The sequence below is a fragment of the [Clostridium] ultunense DSM 10521 genome (genome assembly GCF_000511955.1).
Classification (GTDB): Bacteria; Bacillota; Clostridia; order Tissierellales; family Tepidimicrobiaceae; genus Schnuerera; species Schnuerera ultunensis.
This window is the reverse complement of record NZ_AZSU01000003.1, coordinates 267,487-283,566: the sequence shown is the minus strand read 5'-3', so window position 1 is coordinate 283,566 and position 16,080 is coordinate 267,487. Positions and strand designations below refer to the sequence as shown.

The window sequence follows — 16,080 nt, the reverse complement described above, 5'->3', positions numbered from 1 at the left end:
AATAATGTCAGGTGTAAAAATTACAGATACTATTTTAAGGGATGCACACCAATCTTTAATTGCTACTAGAATGAGAACAGAAGATATGTTACCTATAGCAGATAAGTTAGATAGAGTTGGTTTCCATTCCCTTGAAGTATGGGGTGGAGCAACTTTTGATTCCTGTTTGCGATTTTTAAATGAGGACCCATGGGGGAGATTAAGAGCTTTAAGAAAAGCTTTTAAAAATACTAAGTTGCAAATGTTATTAAGAGGACAAAACTTACTAGGTTATAAACATTACTCAGATGATGTAGTTGAAATGTTTGTAAAAAAATCGATAGAAAATGGCATCGATATTATCCGCATATTTGACGCACTAAACGATCCTAGAAATATTAGAAAATCCATAGAGGCAACTAAAAAACATGGTGGTCATGCCCAAGCAGCTATTTCCTATACAACTAGCCCTGTGCACAATAATGAGTACTATATAAATCTAAGTGTTGAAATGGAAAAAATGGGAGCAGATTCTATTTGTATAAAGGATATGTCTGGAATACTTATGCCATATGAGGCAGAAAAATTAGTTAAGGGATTGAAAGAGAATGTGTCAGTTCCAATACAAATCCATTCCCATTTTACTAGCGGTATAGCTAATCAAACCTATATGAAGGCAATTGAAGCAGGAGCAGATATTATAGATACAGCTATTTCACCTTTAGGTATGGGAACCAGTCAACCGGCTACGGAGTCGATGATAGCTTCACTACAAGGTTCGCCGTATTATCCAGATATAGATATGGACCTTTTACTAGAAATTACGGATTATTTTAAAGAGCTTAGGGATAAATACGTAGAAGCAGGATTATTAAATAATAAAGTCTTAAATGTTGACGTTAGAACGTTAAAATATCAAATACCTGGAGGGATGCTTTCGAATCTAGTTTCGCAGCTAAATAGTCAAGGAGCTTTAGATAAATTTGATGAAGTTTTAGAGGAAGTACCTAAAGTTAGGGAAGATTTAGGTTATCCTCCATTAGTTACTCCTATGAGTCAAATGGTTGGAACTACAGCTGTATTTAATGTACTATTGGGAGAAAGATATAAAATGATCCCAACGGAGACTAAAAATTATGTAAAAGGTCTTTACGGAAAACCAGCTGTACCCATTAAGGAAGAAATAAGGAAAAAAATTATTGGTGATGAAAAAGTATTTACGGGAAGACCTGCAGATTTGATGGATCCGGAACTGCATAGGATGAGAGATGAGATAAAAGAATATATTGAACAAGATGAGGATGTATTAACCTATGCATTGTTTCCTCAAGTTGCCATTGATTTCTTTAAATATAGGCAAGCTGAAAGGTATAAAATTGATACTGACTTATTAAATGAAGAATTTAAAACATATCCAGTATAAAAAGGTTCCCATTAAGTATTTTGAAGTTAAGAAAGCCTTTTTTGTAAACCATCAATTTAAAGTCTATTTTATGAGTGATTTATACCTTTTGTGTTTTATAAAACAAGTCCTTTTTAGGGCTTGTTTTTTCTAAATAATGAAACAAAACTTGCATATTTAATAAAAATATTATAAATATGAAATAAATCTTGCATAAAAGGCATATTTTTGATACTATAATAGTAGAAAATATCACAATAAGGGGGAAGTAGCATTGAAGACATTGGAAAGACTCAATGTGGAAAAGGAATTGTGCAAAGGCTGTGGTATATGTGTTGCATTTTGCCCAAAAAATGTGTTAGAAATAAAAGATGACAAGGTAGTTATTAAAGATCTGGACTCTTGTATACAATGTGGTCAATGTGAGTTAAGATGTCCTGATTATGCAATTTATTTAGGAGGTAAGTAAAATGCCAGAAAAAACTGTAAAATTAATGCAAGGTAATGAAGCTTGTGTTGAAGGTGCAATTGCTGCGGGTATGATGTTTTATGCTGGTTATCCCATTACTCCTTCAACTGAAATAGCAGAGCTTTCAGCTGCTAAATTACCTAGGATAGGCGGAAAATTTATTCAAATGGAGGATGAGATTGCAAGCATTAGTGCAATAATTGGTGCGTCGTTAACTGGAAAGAAATCAATGACGGCTACTAGTGGCCCCGGGTTTTCCCTTAAACAAGAGGGTATAGGATATGCTATTATATCGGAAGTGCCCTGTGTAATAGTAAATGTTCAAAGAGGTGGTCCTAGTACTGGCTTACCTACATCGCCAGCTCAAGGTGATATAATGCAAGCTAGATGGGGTACTCATGGGGAACATTCTATTATTACCTTATATCCATCTACAGTAAGAGAAATTTATGATACAACTATTAGGGCTTTTAATTTAGCAGAAAAATATCGAACTCCAGTTATATTATTGATGGATGAAGTAATTGGTCATATGAGGGAAAAGATAGAAATACCAGAAGAAAATCAAATGGAAATATATAATAGAAAGAAACCTGCATCTAATCCAGAAGATTATGTACCTTATAAAGTAAAGGAAGACAATATAGTCCCTGAAATGGCGAATTTTGGAGAAGGATACAGATTCCATGTAACTGGATTAATTCACAGTGAAACTGGATTCCCTACAAATAATAATAAAATTGCGGCAGAATTGATAACAAGATTGGTTAATAAAATAGAGGATAATGCGGACGATATTGTTGAATATGAAGAATACAAATTAGAAGATGCAAATGAAATAATCATTACATACGGAGCAACTGCTAGATCAGCCAAATCCGCCATTGATTTACTAAGAGAGGAAGGCAGAAAAATCGGTATGTTTAGACCAATTACCATTTGGCCAGTGGCGCAGAAGCAAATAGAAAATTTGGCTAAAATTGTGAATAGAGTTTCAGTTATAGAAATGAATCTGGGACAATATTTCTTAGAAATTGATAGAATTGCAGGTAAGTATACAAAAGTAGATAAATATGGTCGTGTAGATGGAGAGTTAATTACTCCAGAAGAAATTATCTCTTTTATAAAAGGTAGGAGGGGTTAAATTGCCAAGTCAATTAGTAGAAAAATATTATAGGACCGAAAGTTTGCCTCATATCTGGTGTCCAGGATGTGGAAATGGAATAGTTACTAGAGCTATTGTAAAAGCTATAGATAATATTGGGTTAAATCAAAATGATGTGTGTATTGTTTCTGGAATTGGATGTTCATCTAGGGCTTCAGGATATTTGGATTTTAATACTATCCATACAACTCATGGAAGGGCACTGGCTTTTGCCACAGGTATTAAATTTGCTAATCCAAAGTTACATGTTATAGTAATTACTGGTGATGGGGATTGTGCTGCCATAGGAGGAAATCATTTAATCCATGCGGCAAGGAGAAATATTGATATAACAACTATTGTATTCAACAACAATATTTACGGGATGACTGGAGGTCAATATTCACCTACTACGCCAACGGGGGACAAGGGAACTACAGCACCTTACGGTAATATAGATGCAAATTTTGATTTATGTGACTTAGCTAAAGCTGCAGGTGCTACTTATGTAAGTAGAGCAACGGTATATGGAACAAATATGATAATTAAACAGGTTGAAGAGGGTATAAAAAACAGAGGTTTTTCTTTTATTGAAACTTTAACGACCTGCCCTACCTATTATGGAAGAAAAAACAAAAAAGGCGATGCCGTTGAGATGATGATGAATTTGAGGGATATTACTATTAATAAAGCTGCTTATGAAAAATTATCAGAGGAAAAGCGAGAAGGCAAAATTATTATAGGTGAATTATATAGAGGGAAAAGACCAGAGTATACTAATGAGTATAATAAAATAATGGAATCTTTTTAAAGGAGAGATTTAAAATGATGAAACAAGAATTAAGATTAAGTGGTTCAGGTGGGCAAGGTCTTATTTTGGCGGGAATAATTTTGGCAGAAGCTGCCTTATATGATGGTAAAAACGTAGTTCAATCCCAGTCCTATGGACCAGAGGCAAGAGGAGGAGCAAGCAAAGCCGAGGTTATAATTAGTGATAAAATAATTAACTATCCAAAGGTAGATAAATGCGATATACTTTTGTCTTTAACTCAAAAAGCATGTGAAAAATATATTAATTCTTTAAGGCCAGGGGGAGTATTAATTTTAGATGAAAGTGTTACTGAAAAACCAAATAGAGAGGATATTAAAATTTTTTCAATACCTATATTAGATACAGCTGTAAATCAGCTGGGAAAGCCTATGGTTGCAAATATTGTTGCCTTAGGTAGTATCTATGAATTGACTAAAGTTGTTAGCAAAGAATCTTTAGAAAAAGCAGTATTAAGTAGAGTGCCCCGAGGTACAGAAGAGTTGAATAAAAGAGCTCTTTCGGAAGGATTTAAACTAATAGAAAACCATAAGGATAGTGTATATGGAGAAGTATGTTGATCTAATAAAAGTAATACAAAATAATTTTAATCGTTTGAGCAAGGGGCAAAAATTAATTGCTGAATTTATAATGAATAATTATGATAGGGCTGCCTTTATGACTGCTGCAACTTTAGGGGAAACGGTAGGGGTAAGTGAGTCTACTGTAGTACGATTTGCTAACACATTAGGCTATGATGGATATAGGGAACTACAAAAGGAATTACAAGAATTAATTAAAAACAAACTAACTACAGTTCAAAGAATATCTTTAAGCAAGGACTTTACAGACTATGAAAATGCTTTAAAATTAGTGGTTAAAAAGGATATGGATAATATTGAAAAAACATTAAATGAAATAGATTATCATGCTTTTCAAAGGGCTGTTGAAATTACTCTAAAGGCTGATAATGTGTTTGTATTAGGTCTTAGAAGTTCATCTTTTTTAGCTGGATATCTGGGTTTCTATTTAAATTTTTTATTAAGCAATGTTAAAGTCGTAACATCTGGCCCTAGCGATGTTTTTGAGCAGTTGTTAAAAGCTACTGATGAAGATGTTATTATAGGAATAAGTTATCCTAGGTATTCAAAACGAACCTTAGAAGCATTAGATTATGGAAAAGAAAAGGGTTGTAAAATAATCGGAATCACAGATAGTTTGATATCACCAGCAGCTCAGTATGCAGATACTACTCTAATAGCAAGTAGCAATATGTTATCCTTTGTAGATTCACTAGTAGCTCCCATGAGTTTAATAAATGCTTTTATTATTGCATTGGGAACTGAGAAGAAAAATGATATTACTGCATACTTTGAGGATTTGGAAAAGATTTGGAAGAAGCACAATGTATATAATACAAACAATAAGAATAACAAATAAAACTACCAATTAGATGGTAGTTTTATTTGTTATTTAGCTAACATATTAGATCTTATCATAAATGATATATATAATATTAAATAATATTCTGTTATAATAAACTATATACATTTATAAATTGGAGGTAAATATATGAAAAAAATATATTTGGTAAGGCATGGAGAATCAGAGTGGAATGTTCTAAAAAAAATTCAAGGGCAGCAAAATATTGCCCTCACACAAAAAGGCATTGAACAAGCCCATTTAATTGGAGAGAGATTGATTAATGAAAATATAGAAAAAATATACTCTAGCGACCTGAATAGAGCATATATAACTGCTAAAATTATTGGAAACAAACTAAATTTAGCTATAACCCCTATGAAGGAATTTAGAGAAATTAATTTTGGGGTATGGGAAGGGATATCTAACGATAAAATGATTGAAGAACATCAGGATGACCTTGCTTTATGGAGAAACGAGCCTGAAAAATTACAAATAGAAGGAGCAGAAACGTTAAAAGAACTACAAATAAGGGCCATGAATGGATTAAATAAGATAATTCATAATGATAGAATTGATAACGTATTAATAGTATCCCATAGTGCTACTTTAAAAACTATTATACTAGGATTATTGAATATGAATTTAGCCAATTTTAAGAATTTAACTATTAATAATGTTAGTTTATCAATTGTAGAAATTAGAGAACATAATAAAGTACTGAAATTATTTAATGATATTTGCCATATAAAGGAGAGTTAAAGGTGAGAGTAGGAGTGATAGGAGGAGGTCCTGCGGGAATAATAGCTGCAGGGTTTGCTGGTTCTAGAGGCATAGATGTAACTTTAATCGAAAAAAATAACAGATTAGGAAAAAAATTATTCATAACGGGAAAAGGCAGATGCAATATTACCAATGCTTCCCCAATAGATGATTTTTTCGACAATATAATTACTAATAGTCAGTTTTTATATAGTGGATTTTATTCTTTTACCAATGAAGATATAATTAAATTGTTAGAATCTTATGGACTTAAGGTTAAAATTGAAAGAGGTAATAGAGTTTTTCCAGTGTCAGACAAATCCAGTGATGTAATTAAAACTTTAGAAAAATTTTTATTGGCTAATAATGTTAAGGTTTTGTTAAACAAAACTGTAAAAGATATAGAAAATATTGGCGATAAATTTATCGTAAAATTTAAAGATGAGAATATAGAAAAATTTGATAAAATAATTATAGCTACTGGAGGAAAATCATATCCAGCTACTGGATCAACTGGAGATGGTTATGATTTTGCAAAGAAATTTGGTCATAAAATTAAGACATTAAGGCCTTCTCTAGTACCCATGGAATTAGAAGAAGATTGGGTAAAAGATATACAAGGTTTATCCCTTAAAAATGTAAAGCTTATTAGCACAGTAGCAAATAATGAGGTGCATGAAGAGTTTGGAGAAATGATATTTACCCATTATGGAATTTCAGGCCCCATTGTATTATCTATGAGCAATGTAATCAACAAACATTCAGATAAAGAGATTAGATTATTTATCGATTTAAAACCTGCTTTATCGAAGGAAAAGCTAGACAAAAGGGTTTTAAGGGATTTTCAAAAATTTAGCAATAGACAAATAAAAAATGGATTAGATGAACTTTTGCCCCAAAAACTAATACCCTTAATTATAGATATAGCTTCAATTAATGGAACAAAAGCTATTCATCAAATAACCAAGGAAGAAAGGTTGAAAATTGTAGAAACCATTAAAAACTTACCATTAACCTTTAAGGACTTTAGGCCTATTAAAGAGGCAATAGTTACATCTGGAGGGGTATCTACAAATGAAATTGATCCGTCTACTATGGAATCTAAAATTGTACCTGGTTTGTTTTTTGGTGGAGAAATAATTGATGTAGATGGATTGACTGGGGGTTACAATTTACAAATTGCATATTCAACAGGGTATCTAGCGGGAATGAATGTCTAATATGGTAAATAGATTAGCCTTATAATATTTTCATTAATTGCTAACAATATGCATAGAGTATTATTAATAATGGATTTAGGAGGCTAAAATGAAACCTATTTTCAATTACTTCGAAAAGACATTGATATTATTATCTATATTATCTCTATTGCTGCTGTTAGCAATTCAATATATCAATTATACTGATAATGATATTATATTAACTTATATGAATAATAAAGATAGCAAGTTTTTTCCTATTGCTAATTCTGCAGAATCCTTTGATAAGGGAATTATTATATTGAAAAACATGACTCCAAATTACAATAATATTGAAGTATTAGTTAATGGGGAGTATATTGGAGATTTTGTTAAAAATGATGAGCTTAAAGTTGGTGTATATAACAATGATCTAATCGAAATTGATGGCACTAAATACAATAATCAATTGAAAATTAAAGTAGTAGGGATAAGCAATAATATCATTATACCAAAATTGGATACAGTTATAACAACTTCCCAGAGTATAGAAATATTAAGTAATGTTAAATTAAAATAACTTGTTTGATTCTAGGTTTTAATATATAATTATTAAGGGAAGTGATATAATTGAAAATAGTTTCGATTAGAGGAGCTACAACTGTTGAATATAATGATAAAGAAGAAATAGTAAAAGCTACTAAAGACCTATTATTTAAAATAGAAAAAGAAAACAATCTAATAAAAGATAATGTCATTAGTATTTTATTCTCATCAACTAAAGATTTAAATGCTGAATACCCTGCTAAGGCTGCTAGGTTGTTAGGATATACTCAATGTGGATTAATGTGCTTCAATGAGATGGATGTTTTAGATAGCATTAGAAAATGTATTAGGGTTATGATTCTATATCATGATTCTTTAAAACAAAAAGATGTAAAACATGTATATCTTAAAGATGCCAAAACATTGAGACCTGATTTAAATAAATAAAAACAACAATGCCACCAATGGTGGTTATTATTTTATTAGGAGGATTGGAATGGTCAATAGAAGATTAATCATAGCAGTGGATGGCCCTGCAGGGGCAGGTAAAAGTACTATTGCTAAAAGAATTGCTGAGATTTTAGAATTAGAATATATCGATACTGGCGCTATGTATAGAGCCTTAACATTAAAGGTAATTAGAGCAGGGATCGATCCTGAAGATACGGAAAATATTCTAAAATTAATGGAGACTACTTCTATATATTTTAAAGATAACCATATATACTTAGATGGAACAACGGTAGATAATGAAATTAGAAAAAAAATAGTAAATAATAATGTGTCTGTTATTTCAAAGATTAAAGAAGTTAGAGAAAATATGGTTCATTTACAGAGAAGTTTAGCAGAATCTAGTAACCTTATTATGGATGGAAGAGATATTGGTACGGTTGTTCTTCCAAATGCAAATTATAAATTCTTTATAACTGCCTCCATTGAAGAAAGAGGAAGAAGGAGATATAAAGAATTACTAGAGAAGGAGGAAAAAAATATTTCCTATGAACAAATATTAACTGAAATTAAGAATAGGGATAGAATAGATAGTACACGAAAAATTGCTCCCTTAAAAAAGAGTTTAGATGCATATGAAATAGATACAACTGAAAAAACAGTAGAAGAATGTGTAGAAGAAATTCTAAGGATAATTGAAGGGGGGTAACTAATTGTATTTCTATAAAATTGTTCGTTTTCTTGCAGTCTTAATATTTAATATTCTTTTTAGAATAGATATTGAAGGTCGGGGAAATATACCAAATAAAGGAAGAGTCGTATTATGTTCTAATCATATTAGTGTTTTAGATCCTATTGTTTTAGCAATAGCTGTGCCTAGACCCATATCCTTTATGGCGAAAAAAGAATTATTTGAAAATAAAATTATTGCTAAATTGATTTATGAGCTTGGGGCTTTTCCTGTAGATAGAAAGAGTTCAGATATATCAGCTATTCGATCATCTTTAAAAGTATTAAAAGATGAAAAAATCTTAGGAATATTTCCAGAAGGAACAAGAGTAGAAAAGATGGACTTAGATAGTGCAAAACCAGGAGTAAGTTTAATTAGTATAAAGGGGAAATCGCCAGTAGTACCTGTATATATCCAATCAAAATACAAATTATTTAGTAGAATAGTGGTAAGGATTGGTAGACCTATTTATTTAGATGAATATTTTGATAAGAAACTTTCTACTGAAGAATATAAAAGTATTAGTAAGGATATACTAAAATCTATCTATTCACTAGATAATGCATAGGAGGAAAAAAGGTGAAGGTTTATATTGCTGAACATGCTGGTTATTGTTTTGGTGTCAAGCGAGCGGTTAATACCGCTGAAAAAATTATTAAAAACTCAGGAGGTGTAAACACCTACTCTTTAGGTCCTTTAGTCCATAATACTCAGATAGTGGACAAGTTAAATAAAGATGGCTTAAAGGTTATAGATGAAGTTGATTCTATAGAAAACGGAAAAGTTATTATAAGGTCTCACGGCATACCTTATAAAGTTGAGAAAAAAATTGAAGATTTAAATTTAGAATTAATTGATTGTACTTGTCCTTACGTAAAATCCGTTCATAAAAAAGTTGAAGAATACAGCGACAAAGGATATAAAATTGTAATAATTGGTGATAAAAACCACCCAGAGGTAATTGGAATTAACGGATGGTGTAATGATGATGGAATTATAATAAATAATGAAGAGGAAGCAAATAATCTTTCTAACTATGATAAAATTTGTTTAGTTTCACAGACTACTAATACATTTGAAAAATTTAAAAAACTATCGGATATTGTTGTCGGTAAAGGTGAGGAAGTTAAGATGTTTAATACCATATGTAATGCTACTAATACAAGACAAGGTGCTTGCAAAGAATTGGCGAAAAAAGTCGAAGCTATGATTGTAATTGGTGGTTATCATAGCTCCAATACCAATAAATTAGTAGAAATAAGTAAAAAATATTGTAATAATGTATTTCATATCGAATTATCTAAAGATTTGCCTTTACAAGAGCTAACAAAATTTAATACAATAGGAATAACCGCAGGTGCTTCAACACCTGATTGGATAATTAAGGAGGTTGTTAATACAATGGATAATATTAATAATAATGAAATAATGGAAGCAATAGAAAACACACTTGTTAAAGTCCGTAGAGGAGATGTTGTAAAGGGTAAAGTCATTTATGTAACTGAAAATGAAATTATGGTAAATATCAATTATAAATCTGATGGAATTATTACTAAAGAAGAACTATCTAATGACCCCGATATTAGGCCTAAGGATTTGATTAAAGAGGGAGATGAGATAGAGGTTTATGTGGTTAGATTAGATGATGGTGAGGGAAATGTTGTACTTTCTACAAAAAGACTAGAGGTTATAAAAAATTGGGAAGAGCTTGAAAAAGCCTATGATAATAAAGAAAATATAGAATGTAAAGTACTGTCGGACGTTAAAGGCGGCCTTTCCGTGTTGATAAAGAATATTAATGGTTTTATTCCTGCATCCCAAATTTCTGTATCCTATGTTGATGATTTGAGTGCTTATAAGGGCAAAAAATTAATTGCCAGAATTATAGATTTTGACAAAAATCGAAGAAGAATTGTACTGTCAAGTAAAGTAGTCGAACAAGAAAAATTAGAAAAGAAAAGAGAGAAGCTCTGGGATAGTTTAGAAATTGGAAATATAATCGACGGCAAAGTAGAAAGATTGACGGATTTTGGGGCCTTTGTTGATATTGGTGGTTTAGATGGTTTAATCCATATTTCCGATTTGTCTTGGTATAGGATAGGCCACCCGTCAGAAGTTGTTGCCGCTGGCGACAAAATTCAAGTCCAAGTTTTGGATTTTGATAAAAATAGGAACAGGATATCTTTGGGATTAAAACAAATTTTACCAAAGCCTTGGGACATATTTATTGATAAAAGAAATGTTGGAGATATAGTTTCTGGGAAAGTTGTAAATATTTTAGATTTTGGAGCCTTTATTAGATTGGAAGAAGGTGTTGATGGATTAGTTCATGTATCTCAAATATCTAAAGACCATGTTAATAGACCATCTGATAGATTAGAAATTGGACAAGAGGTTACAGTAAAAATTATTGACATAGATGAGGAAGGACAAAGAATTAGCTTGAGCATGAGGGCAATTGAAGAAGATAGAGACGAAGAAGAAGAGAAAGAAAAAGTTGAAACCTTTGAAAACAAAGACATGGATATAAAAATAGAGGATATTGTAAAAGACAACTAAAAGTGTAAAGGGAATTGATGTATAATTAATTTATTATTTGGAAAAATATAATTGTGACCTCACAAACTACATCAAGACCCCCTTTACATTGATATTTCTGTGGTTTTATACCACAGAAATTTTTTCAATTAATAAAGTTTATCTTATTTTATCCTTTGATTCCAATACCATAATAATCTTAAGGGGGTATCCATGGATAGTTATGAAATTTTTAAAAAAAATATAAATGCTCTTATCAATATAGACCTGAATTATTATAAAGAAAAACAAATGAAAAGAAGGATTACTTCTTTAGTGAATAGGAATGGATTCGATGATTTCCATCAATACTTCCAAGGATTAAAATCTGACAAGTTTTTATTAGACCAGTTTATAAACTATCTAACAATCAATGTATCCGAATTCTATAGAAACCCATCCCAATGGAAGGTTTTAGAAAAAGATATATTACCTAATCTAATTGTAAGAAATAAGAGACCATTAAAAATTTGGAGTTCCGCCTGTTCTACTGGCGAAGAACCTTATTCTTTAGTTATGTTAATGACTAAATTTTATGATTTAAGCGAAATCAAAGTTTTGGCTACAGATATTGATGATGGTGCAATCGAGAAGGCAAAAGTAGGCCTTTACTCTGAAAAAGCATTGGTCAATTTGCCAATGGAATTTCAGAAACAGTATTTTGAAAAAGTTGGTAATTCATATCGAATAAAAAATGAAATAAAAGAGTGTGTGGAGTTTAATAAATTGGACCTTCTCAAAGATCCATTTCCAAATAATGTAGAATTAATTGCTTGTAGAAATGTAATGATATATTTTACTGATGAGGCAAAGGAATTATTGTATAAAAAATTTCATAATAGCTTAGGTAATAAAGGTGTTCTTTTTGTAGGAAGTACTGAACAGATAATATTACCTGAAAGGTATAATTTTAGAACTATTAAGACTTTCTTCTATGGGAAAGTTAATTAGTGTAGCTAAATACAATTTATGTTATAATACAGTGGAAATATTTAATTAGAGGGGGTTGTAAATTGGATACTAAAGAGTTTTTAAAATTGTTAAGCAACGGTAGTAGTGTTTCAGGTCATGAATCTAGGCTTAATGACGAGATAATATCCACTTTCAAAACTTACGCTGATAATATCTGGATAGACAAGTTGGGTAATATAATAATATTAAAAAGAGGCACAAACGACCAATCTAATTTCAAAATAATGGTAGCTGCCCACATGGATGAAATTGGTTTAATGGTTAAATATATTGAAGATAACGGATTTTTGAGATTTACTAATATTGGAGGTATAGATCCTAGAACCATATTAGGCCAAGAAGTCATAGTACATGGAAACAAAGATTTATTTGGAGTAATAGGTTCAAAACCGCCTCATTTACAGGAACCATCAGAAATTAATAAAGCAATAAAAATAGAAGATATGATAATTGACATAGGATATCCAAAAAAAGAAGTAGAGAAGCATGTGAGTATTGGAGATCCAATAACTATTAAAAGAAATTTCACCTCATTACAAGGCAATAAGGTAATGGGGAAATCCTTAGATGATAAGGCAGGGATAGCTGCCATGTATGAATGTATTAAAGAACTTTCAAAAATAAATCATGAGGCAGATATATATTTTGTATCCACTGTTCAGGAAGAAGTGGGAATGAGAGGTGCTTTCACTAGTACTTATAAGATAAATCCTGATATTGGCATAGCGATAGATGTAGGATTTGGTTCAACTCCTGAGCTGCCAAAAGGAGATACAATCGATATGGGCAAAGGTCCTGGAATAACAATAGGAGGGAATATCCATCCAGGGCTTAGGGGAAAAATTGTGGCAGTAGCTAAAGATTATAATATTCCTTTTCAATTTGAAGTAACACCTGGCCCTACTGGAACTGATGGAAGAGCTATGCAAATCACAAGAGAAGGTATTCCAACCTTATGTTTATCTATACCCTTAAGATATATGCATACTTCAGTAGAGGTAATTGATATGATGGATCTAAAGAATACAGCTAAACTATTAGCATTCTTTATGGCTTCCATTTCAAGTGAAAATTTGGAGGGGTTACTATGTTATTAAAAAGGTTAACTGAAGCTTCAGGTGTATCTGGCAATGAAAAAGAAGTAAGAGATATTATTATTGATGAAATAAGGGATCATGTAGATGATGTAAAAGTTGATAGATTAGGAAATGTCATAGCATTTAAAAAGGGAAAGAATAATCATAAAAAATTAATGGTAACAGCCCATATGGATGAGGTAGGTTTAATGGTTACAGATATAGATAATATGGGGTTACTTAAATTTACAACTGTCGGTGGTATTGATAAGAGGATTTTAGTTTCCAAACAAGTTTTAGTAGGTAAAAATAAAATATTTGGAGTTATAGGAGCGAAACCTATTCATTTACAGAAAAGGGAGGAATGGCAAAAAGCCTTAAACATAGACCAATTATACATAGATATAGGGGTAAATACTAAAGAAGAGGCTGAAAAATTAGTTAGTATTGGCGATTATGTGTTGTTTCACGGTCAATATATTGAATTTGGTGAAAATCTAGTAAAAGCAAAAGCGTTAGATAATCGTGTAGGTTGCAGTTTATTAGTTGAACTGCTTAAAGAGATTGAAGATACAAGTTTTTATGGAGTATTTACCGTAATGGAAGAAATAGGACTTGTAGGAGCAGGGCCTGCAGCATATAGTGTAGATCCAGACATTAGTATTATATTAGAGGGGACTTTATGCTATGATATACCAAAACTTGATAAGCATTTAATACCTACTTATTTAAATATGGGACCTGCAATCTCATTAGTAGATAGAACAACTCTATATAATATGGACTTTAGAAATAAAATAGTAAAGATTGCTAGGAAGAATAATTTACCTTATCAATATAGAAAAACATCTATGGGTGGAAACGATTCGGGAAAAATACTTACTACAAAAGAGGGATCTATTACAGCAACATTATCTGTACCTTGCAGAAATATTCATTCACCTACTTCAGTAATGAGTAAAAATGATTATAACAATACTTATAAATTGTTAAAAGCCATATTAACTGAATATAAAAAGGGGGAACTGTAATATGAAATTTAATAGTCAACTGCTGGATGAATTAGTTAGTCTTTATGGACCGTCGGGTAATGAAAAAAACATTAGAGAATATATTAAGAATGAAATTAAAGACCATGTTGATGAAATCAGCATAGACGATCTAGGTAATTTAATAGCTAGAAAAAAAGGCAATGGTAAAAAAATTATGATAGCTGCCCATATGGATCAAATTGGATTAATGGTCACCGATATTGACGATAAGGGTTTCTTAAGGTTTACTAATATTGGCGGGATATCACCTTTTATTACACTGAGCCAGCAAGTTATATTTGGAAATGGAACGATGGGAGTTGTTTCATCAGAACCAATTGACGATATTTCCAAACTTAAATTATCAAATATGTTCATAGATATAGGAGCTAATAACAAAGAAGAAGCAGAAAAACTTGTTAATATTGGAGATATATGTGTTTATAGATCTGAATATGGCGAGAATGATAATGTAGTATTTACAAGGTGTCTAGACGACAGGGTGGGATGCTTTGTTGCTATTGAAGCATTAAGAAGAGTAGATAATCCAATAAATGATCTATATTTTGTCTTTACAGTACAAGAAGAAGTAGGTTTAAGAGGAGCAAAAACATCTGCCTATAAAATCGGCCCAGATATAGGTATAGCTGTTGATGTCACGGGAAGTGGGGACACTCCCAAAGCCAAAACTTTTGCAGTAGGATTAAATAAGGGTACTGCCATAAAGGTAAAAGATAATTCAATTCTAACTCACCCAAAATTGAGACAAATTATGATAGACATTGCTAAAGAAAATAATATCCCCTATCAATTAGAAGTATTGGAATATGGTGGTACTGATTCAGGGGTTATCCATTTGACTAAGGAAGGGGTACCCTCTGGAGTAATATCTATTCCAACTAGATATGTTCATTCTACTATAGAAATGGCTTCAAAAAATGACATTATGAACTCCATAAAATTGTTAATAAAATTGCTAGAACAAGATATAAAATTATAATAAAAGAGCTGAACTTTGAACTGACCTTTGTCAAGTAGACAATCAATTTAATTAAAATTTATGCACATTAGGATGCATGGTTTCGATATTCTAAAGGAGCCATGCATCCTAATCCTTTTTGAAATCTTTTTTCATTGTAAAATTTTATATATTGAATTATTTTTTCCCTTAATTCTTCAAGTGTTTTAAACTTCTTACCGTAAAACATTTCAGTCTTTAATATACCAAAAAATCCTTCCATAGAACCATTATCTATACATTTACCAACTCTTGACATACTTTGGACCATTCCAGCTTCTTCAATCTTACTTTTGAAAATATTTCCCGTATACTGAAACCCTCTATCACTATGAAATATGGGCTTTGCATCAGGATGTTTTTGGATGGCTCTATCAAACATTTTAAATACAAGTTGATTATTGTTTTTAAAGGATATTTCATATTCAATAATACTGTTATCGTAAATGTCCATAATTGGACTTAAATAAAGCTTTCTATTATCTCCAGGAATTGAAAATTCAGTTACATCTGTAA

General features: G+C 31.2%; 18 protein-coding genes. 17 read left to right on the top strand and 1 reads right to left on the bottom strand.

What is annotated here, in order from left to right:
• Positions 1–4 precede the first annotated feature (4 nt).
• The 17 genes from CUL_RS0108525 to CUL_RS0108445 all read left to right on the top strand — a co-directional run bounded on the left by CUL_RS0108525 (position 5) and on the right by CUL_RS0108445 (position 15,546).
• Positions 5–1,402 (top strand): oxaloacetate decarboxylase subunit alpha, encoded by a 1,398-nt coding sequence (locus tag CUL_RS0108525; RefSeq protein WP_025641165.1) that lies wholly within the window; start codon positions 5–7, stop codon positions 1,400–1,402.
• Between the two features lie 253 nt (positions 1,403–1,655).
• Complete coding sequence (locus CUL_RS0108520) at positions 1,656–1,850, top strand: 4Fe-4S binding protein (protein ID WP_005582190.1); 195 nt, start codon at positions 1,656–1,658, stop codon at positions 1,848–1,850.
• A gap of 1 nt (position 1,851) precedes the next feature.
• Positions 1,852–2,994 carry a 2-oxoacid:acceptor oxidoreductase subunit alpha gene (locus CUL_RS0108515; RefSeq protein WP_025641161.1) on the top strand — a complete coding sequence of 381 codons (1,143 nt, stop codon included), beginning with the start codon at positions 1,852–1,854 and terminating at the stop codon, positions 2,992–2,994.
• A gap of 1 nt (position 2,995) precedes the next feature.
• Positions 2,996–3,805 carry a 2-oxoacid:ferredoxin oxidoreductase subunit beta gene (locus tag CUL_RS17050; protein ID WP_005582193.1) on the top strand — a complete coding sequence of 270 codons (810 nt, stop codon included), beginning with the start codon at positions 2,996–2,998 and terminating at the stop codon, positions 3,803–3,805.
• A gap of 14 nt (positions 3,806–3,819) precedes the next feature.
• Positions 3,820–4,383, top strand: a complete 564-nt coding sequence (locus tag CUL_RS0108505) for a 2-oxoacid:acceptor oxidoreductase family protein (protein ID WP_005582196.1) — start codon at positions 3,820–3,822, stop codon at positions 4,381–4,383.
• Complete coding sequence (locus CUL_RS0108500; protein WP_005582197.1) at positions 4,367–5,242, top strand: MurR/RpiR family transcriptional regulator; 876 nt, start codon at positions 4,367–4,369, stop codon at positions 5,240–5,242. Before CUL_RS0108505 ends, CUL_RS0108500 begins: the two co-directional genes overlap by 17 nt.
• 132 nt (positions 5,243–5,374) lie before the next feature.
• Complete coding sequence (locus CUL_RS0108495; protein ID WP_005582198.1) at positions 5,375–5,986, top strand: histidine phosphatase family protein; 612 nt, start codon at positions 5,375–5,377, stop codon at positions 5,984–5,986.
• 2 nt (positions 5,987–5,988) lie between these two features.
• Positions 5,989–7,206: a BaiN/RdsA family NAD(P)/FAD-dependent oxidoreductase gene (locus CUL_RS0108490; RefSeq protein WP_005582199.1), complete on the top strand. Its 1,218-nt coding sequence runs from the start codon at positions 5,989–5,991 to the stop codon at positions 7,204–7,206.
• Between the two features lie 88 nt (positions 7,207–7,294).
• Positions 7,295–7,744: a hypothetical protein gene (locus CUL_RS0108485; RefSeq protein ID WP_005582200.1), complete on the top strand. Its 450-nt coding sequence runs from the start codon at positions 7,295–7,297 to the stop codon at positions 7,742–7,744.
• Between the two features lie 50 nt (positions 7,745–7,794).
• Positions 7,795–8,157: a chorismate mutase gene (gene aroH / locus CUL_RS0108480; RefSeq protein ID WP_005582201.1), complete on the top strand. Its 363-nt coding sequence runs from the start codon at positions 7,795–7,797 to the stop codon at positions 8,155–8,157.
• 49 nt (positions 8,158–8,206) lie between these two features.
• Positions 8,207–8,869: a (d)CMP kinase gene (gene cmk, locus CUL_RS0108475; RefSeq protein WP_005582202.1), complete on the top strand. Its 663-nt coding sequence runs from the start codon at positions 8,207–8,209 to the stop codon at positions 8,867–8,869.
• A 4-nt stretch (positions 8,870–8,873) separates the two neighbouring features.
• Positions 8,874–9,458 carry a lysophospholipid acyltransferase family protein gene (locus tag CUL_RS0108470; RefSeq protein WP_005582203.1) on the top strand — a complete coding sequence of 195 codons (585 nt, stop codon included), beginning with the start codon at positions 8,874–8,876 and terminating at the stop codon, positions 9,456–9,458.
• 11 nt (positions 9,459–9,469) lie between these two features.
• The gene (locus CUL_RS0108465; RefSeq protein WP_005582204.1) at positions 9,470–11,449 is read left to right on the top strand and encodes a bifunctional 4-hydroxy-3-methylbut-2-enyl diphosphate reductase/30S ribosomal protein S1; all 1,980 of its coding nucleotides are present in this window, start codon (positions 9,470–9,472) and stop codon (positions 11,447–11,449) included.
• Between the two features lie 192 nt (positions 11,450–11,641).
• Entirely contained in the window at positions 11,642–12,418 is a 777-nt protein-coding gene (locus tag CUL_RS0108460; protein ID WP_025641159.1) for a CheR family methyltransferase, read from the top strand.
• Positions 12,419–12,480: 62 nt separating this feature from the next.
• Complete coding sequence (locus CUL_RS0108455) at positions 12,481–13,536, top strand: M42 family metallopeptidase (protein ID WP_005582206.1); 1,056 nt, start codon at positions 12,481–12,483, stop codon at positions 13,534–13,536.
• The gene (locus CUL_RS0108450; protein WP_005582207.1) at positions 13,527–14,546 is read left to right on the top strand and encodes a M42 family metallopeptidase; all 1,020 of its coding nucleotides are present in this window, start codon (positions 13,527–13,529) and stop codon (positions 14,544–14,546) included. Before CUL_RS0108455 ends, CUL_RS0108450 begins: the two co-directional genes overlap by 10 nt.
• A 1-nt stretch (position 14,547) precedes the next feature.
• A complete protein-coding gene (locus CUL_RS0108445) occupies positions 14,548–15,546 on the top strand; it encodes a M42 family metallopeptidase (RefSeq protein ID WP_005582208.1) in 999 nt (332 codons plus the stop codon).
• Between the two features lie 67 nt (positions 15,547–15,613).
• Here the strand turns inward: CUL_RS0108445 and CUL_RS17045 are convergent.
• Positions 15,614–16,080 (bottom strand): IS3 family transposase (locus tag CUL_RS17045; protein WP_035143029.1); only part of this gene is annotated, 467 nt, incomplete at its 5' end.

Excerpts from the sequence above, each read along its gene's own strand:
- CUL_RS0108445 (WP_005582208.1), top strand. The coding sequence starts at position 14,548 with ATGAAATTTAATAGTCAACTGCTGGATGAATTAGTTAGTCTTTATGGA.
- CUL_RS0108505 (WP_005582196.1), top strand. The coding sequence starts at position 3,820 with ATGATGAAACAAGAATTAAGATTAAGTGGTTCAGGTGGGCAAGGTCTT.
- CUL_RS0108495 (WP_005582198.1), top strand. The coding sequence starts at position 5,375 with ATGAAAAAAATATATTTGGTAAGGCATGGAGAATCAGAGTGGAATGTT.
- cmk (WP_005582202.1), top strand. The coding sequence starts at position 8,207 with ATGGTCAATAGAAGATTAATCATAGCAGTGGATGGCCCTGCAGGGGCA.
- CUL_RS0108525 (WP_025641165.1), top strand. The coding sequence starts at position 5 with ATGTCAGGTGTAAAAATTACAGATACTATTTTAAGGGATGCACACCAA.
- CUL_RS0108450 (WP_005582207.1), top strand. The coding sequence starts at position 13,527 with ATGTTATTAAAAAGGTTAACTGAAGCTTCAGGTGTATCTGGCAATGAA.
- CUL_RS0108460 (WP_025641159.1), top strand. The coding sequence starts at position 11,642 with ATGGATAGTTATGAAATTTTTAAAAAAAATATAAATGCTCTTATCAAT.
- CUL_RS0108500 (WP_005582197.1), top strand. The coding sequence starts at position 4,367 with ATGGAGAAGTATGTTGATCTAATAAAAGTAATACAAAATAATTTTAAT.
- CUL_RS0108515 (WP_025641161.1), top strand. The coding sequence starts at position 1,852 with ATGCCAGAAAAAACTGTAAAATTAATGCAAGGTAATGAAGCTTGTGTT.
- CUL_RS0108485 (WP_005582200.1), top strand. The coding sequence starts at position 7,295 with ATGAAACCTATTTTCAATTACTTCGAAAAGACATTGATATTATTATCT.